Origin of the sequence: Streptomyces sp. WELS2 (assembly GCF_013870595.1) — a bacterium.
Classification (GTDB): Bacteria; Actinomycetota; Actinomycetes; order Streptomycetales; family Streptomycetaceae; genus Streptomyces.
In genome coordinates, this window is record NZ_JACBWZ010000524.1 from 1 (window position 1) to 4,518 (window position 4,518).

The 4,518-nt window shown below is 73.2% G+C and carries 4 protein-coding genes; 2 read left to right on the top strand and 2 right to left on the bottom strand.

Features of this window, described 5'->3' with window-relative positions; translation table 11 throughout:
- The coding region (locus tag H5J33_RS24750) for an MFS transporter (RefSeq protein ID WP_181797085.1) at window positions 1–649 on the bottom strand (649 nt) is incomplete at its 3' end.
- 1 nt (window position 650) lies between these two features.
- On the bottom strand, window positions 651–1,538 hold the full coding sequence (locus H5J33_RS24755; protein WP_181797086.1) for an alkaline phosphatase family protein: 888 nt from the start codon (window positions 1,536–1,538) through the stop codon (window positions 651–653).
- Between the two features lie 127 nt (window positions 1,539–1,665).
- Between H5J33_RS24755 and H5J33_RS24760 the strand changes: the two genes are divergently transcribed.
- Both H5J33_RS24760 and H5J33_RS24765 read left to right on the top strand, forming a co-directional pair.
- On the top strand, window positions 1,666–2,544 hold the full coding sequence (locus H5J33_RS24760) for a DUF72 domain-containing protein (RefSeq protein ID WP_181797087.1): 879 nt from the start codon (window positions 1,666–1,668) through the stop codon (window positions 2,542–2,544).
- 203 nt (window positions 2,545–2,747) lie between these two features.
- On the top strand, window positions 2,748–4,518 hold a 1,771-nt coding region (locus tag H5J33_RS24765), incomplete at its 3' end, for a bifunctional [glutamine synthetase] adenylyltransferase/[glutamine synthetase]-adenylyl-L-tyrosine phosphorylase (RefSeq protein WP_181797088.1).

Sequence of the window (4,518 nt, forward strand, 5' to 3'; positions counted from 1 at the left end):
CCTTCGCGCCCCGCCCGCCCGGCACGAACAGCACCAGCACCAGCACGCCGGCCGCGGCCACGCAGAAGCTGACGGTGAACACCGCGTCGTAGCCGTCCACGGTGGCCCGCAGGATCCCGAACGCCACCAGCGGCCCGAGCAGCGCCCCGGCGGTGTCCATCGCCCGGTGCACACCGAAGGCCCGGCCGCGCGTCTGCGGCGTACTGGACAGCGAGATCAGCGCGTCCCTGGGTGCCGTCCGCAGCCCCTTGCCGGTCCGGTCGGCGGCGAGCACCACCCCGATCGGGGTCAGCGAGTGCGCCACCAGCAGCAGCGGCTTGCACACGGCCGAGATGCCGTAGCCCAGCCCGGCGATCCACTTGTGCCGCCCGCCGCCCCGGTCGGCGAAGTGCCCGCCGACCAGCCGGACGAGCGCCGAGAACCCGTTGTACACGCCGTCCAGGAGCCCGAACCCCAACGGCGACAGACCCAGACCGCTCACCAGGTACAACGGCAGCACCGCCGTCACCATCTCCGAGGAGACGTCGGTGACCAGGCTCACCGTCCCCAGCGCGAGCACGGTCGGCGCGACCGCCGCACGGCGCCGCCCGGCCGGGGGCCGGACGGCGTCATGAGCGGACGTACTGGCACGACTGTCCGCTACGTACACGTCAGGACGCCCAGATCCCGGTGATGTCCTGGGCGGCGGCCGCGTTGCCCGCGTGCGTGGTCAGACCCTGGGTGTCCTCCAGGGTGCGCAGCAGGTCGTAGTGGTTGTAGGTGGTGCTCGACGTGGACCCGGCGGCGACGGGCTGCCCGTACAGCACCGTGGGGATCCGGTTCCCGCTCAGCCGGTTGTCCTCGTCGAAGGTGACGACGAGCAGGCTGTTGTGGGTCTTGGCCCAGGTGGCGTAGGCGCCCAGCTTGTTCTTCAGCCAGGTGTCGCCGGTGGACACCGAGCAGTCGTGCATGTCGCTGCACAGGTTCGGCACCACGAACGACAGCTGGGGCAGCGTCGAGTAGTCGGTGGGGAACTGCGCGAACGTCTTGGCGCTGGACGTCGGCACGTTGCCGAACCCGAACCACGGGTTGTGCTTGCGCGCGTAGTCGCCGCTGCTGCACGTCGTGGACCCCTGGCTCGGCAGGGTCTCGTTGTAACTGGCCCAGCTGCGCCCGGCGGCGATCATCTCGGACGCCAGGTTGGGCGCCGAGGAGAAGCCCGGGGTGTAGCAGCTGTCGTCGGTGATCCCCTGCGTGGAGCCGGAGAACATCGCGAAGTAGTTGGGCTGGCTCGGGTGGGTCTCGGCGTACGACTGGGTCAGGTCGGCACCGCCCGCCTTCAGCGAGTTGATGTACGGCGCGCTGGACGACCCGATGACCTGGCTGTACGCGTGGTTCTCGAAGACCACGACCACGACGTGGTCCGGGCGGGGCACGGTGCCCGCGGCGTGCGCGGACTCCTGGCCGAGCGCGGTCCACAACCCGGCCGCGGCCGCGGCGAGGGCCGCCGCGCCGGCCACGAGGGACCGGGCTCTGCGGTACACGGAACTGCCGGACACATCAACCTCCGGAAATGGATGGACGGCTGGCGGTGCGGACAGAGCATGCACACGCCAACATTCCCGCGCCCCACGCGCGCCAACCCCACGGGTGAAGACCGGATGAACGCCGGGTACCCCCGCCCCCATGGCGGACATCCTCATCGGCACCTGCGGCTGGACCGACCCGAACCTGCTCAGGAGCGGCTGGTACCCACCGGGCACCGGCACCCCCGAGAAACGCCTGCGCCACTACGCCACCCGCTTCCCCCTGGTGGAGGCGGACTCCCCCTACTACGCCCTCCCGTCCCCGCGCACCACCACCCACTGGGCCCAGCGCACACCCCCCGGCTTCCGCTTCGACGTCAAGGCGTTCTCCCTGCTCACCGGCCACCCCACCCGCCCCGCGGCCCTCCCCGCCGACCTGCGCGCCCACCCCCGCGACGAGGCCCTGCGCGCCGAGGTCTGGACCCGCTACGCGGAAGCCCTCGCCCCCCTGCTCCACTCCGGCCGCCTCGGCACCCTCCTCTTCCAGTACCCGGCCTCCCTCCACCCCGGCCCCGAGGCCGAGACCTTCATCCGCACCGCCCGCGAACGCGCCCACGGCTGGCCGTTCGCCGTCGAGTTCCGCGACCCCGCCTGGTGGCACCCGGCCCACGCCCCCCGTACGGCCGCCTTCCTCGAGGACCTGGACGCCACGGCGGTGGCCACGGACACCCCGGAGGACCGGCACCCCGTCCCCGTCACCAACGGCCTCGCCATCGTCCGCTTCCACGGCCGCAGCCCCCACTGGCGCACCGGCACCAAGGAGGACCGCTTCCGCCACACCTACACCGAGCGCGAACTCGAGGAGTGGCTCCCCCGCGTCCACACCTTGGCGGCGACGGCCACCGAAACCCACCTCCTGTTCAACAACTGCTGCGGGGACGCGGCCCCGAGGGCGGCCGAGACGATGCGGGAACTGCTGACCGCAAGGGGGATCCCGCACCAGAGGACGGCGCCGGAAGAGACACGGACGGAGCCGTAGGGGAGGGCGAGGCGAACCCGAGGCCGCGCCCCCCCTACGACAGCGGGCGCGACCGCAACCACGACGAGCCCGCACGGGCCGCCGCAGGCATAAGGACCACGTACCCGCACCCGACGAAGCACAGCCCCACAACCCAAGCCCCCCACCCCCCGCCGGTTACGCTCTGGCCAGGACGCCACACACACCAGAGGGAGACCACGGACATGACGCCGGGGCGCAGAAGCAGCACCTTCACCCGTCTGCTCCGACACGGCTTCACCGACCCCTCCGCGGCCGAACGCCTCCTCGACGGCCCCGAACTGACCACGGTCCGCGACGACCCCGTCCTCCTCGAGGCCCTGGGCGCCACCGCCGACCCCGACCTCGCCCTGCACGGCCTGGTCCGCCTCCTGGAGGCCCAGCCCGCCCCCACCGCCCACCGCGAACTGCTGGACACCCTCATCGCGGCCAAACCCCTCCGCGACCGCCTCCTCGGCATCCTCGGCGCCTCCGCCGCCCTCGCCGACCACCTCACCCGCCACCCCACCGACTGGCACGCCCTGGTCACCTACGAACCGCACGACCTCCACCCGGGCGTCACGGAGTTCGAACGCGGCCTGGCCGAGGCCACCGACCCCGTCACCCTCCGCGTCGCCTACCGCCGCTGCCTGCTCTCCATCGCCGCCCGCGACGTCTGCGGCACCACGGACGTCGCCGAGACCGCGGGCGAACTCGCCGACCTGGCCACCGCCACCCTCCGCGCGGCCCTGGCCCTCGCGGCGGACGCGGCCCCCGAGGACGCCGCCGCCTGCCGCCTCGCGGTGATCGCGATGGGCAAGTGCGGCGGCCACGAACTGAACTACGTCTCCGACGTCGACGTGATCTTCGTGGCGGAACCGGCGGAGGGCACCCCCGAACCCCAGGCCCTGCGGTCCGCCACGAGACTCGCCTCCCACATGATGCGGATCTGCTCGGAGACGACCGTGGAGGGCTCCATCTGGCCGGTGGACGCCAACCTCCGCCCCGAGGGCCGCAACGGCCCCCTCGTGCGCACCCTCAGCAGCCACGTCGCCTACTACCAGCGCTGGGCCAAGACCTGGGAGTTCCAGGCCCTCCTCAAGGCCCGCCCGGTGGCCGGCGACCCGGCGCTCGGCCAGGCGTACCTGGACGCGCTGCACCCCCTCGTCTGGCAGGCGGCCGAGCGGGAGAACTTCGTGGCGGACGTGCAGAAGATGCGCCGCCGCGTGGTGGAGAACATCCCCGCCGCCGAGATCGACCGGGAACTCAAGCTCGGCCCGGGCGGCCTGCGCGACGTGGAGTTCGCCGTCCAGCTGCTCCAGCTGGTGCACGGCCGCACCGACCCCGCCCTGCGCAGCGGCACCACCCTGGACGCCCTGCGGGCCCTGGCCGCCGGCGGCTACGTGGGCCGTGAGGACGCGGCCCGGCTGGACGAGGCGTACCGCTTCCTGCGCTCCATGGAGCACCGCATCCAGCTCTACCGCCTGCGCCGCACCCACCTGGTCCCCGAGGCGGAGACCGACCTGCGCCGCCTCGGCCGCTCGCTGGGCCTGCGCACCGACCCGGTGGCCGAGCTGACCCGCGAGTGGAAGCGGCACAGCACCGTCGTACGCCGCCTGCACGAGAAGCTGTTCTACCGCCCGCTGCTCGACGCGGTCGCCCAACTCGCGCCGGGGGAGGCCCGGTTGAGCGCGGAGGCGGCCCGTGAACGCCTCATCGCGCTCGGTTACGCCGACCCGGCCGCCGCCCTGCGCCACCTGGAGGCCCTGGCCTCCGGCGTGACCCGCAAGGCGGCCATCCAGCGCACCCTGCTGCCCGTGCTGCTCGGCTGGTTCGCCGACTCCGCCGACCCGGACGCCGGCCTGCTGAACTTCCGCAAGGTCTCCGACGCGCTCGGCAAGACCCCCTGGTACCTGCGGCTGCTGCGCGACGAGGGCGCCGCCGCGGAGAACCTGGCCCGCGTGCTGTCGGCGGGCC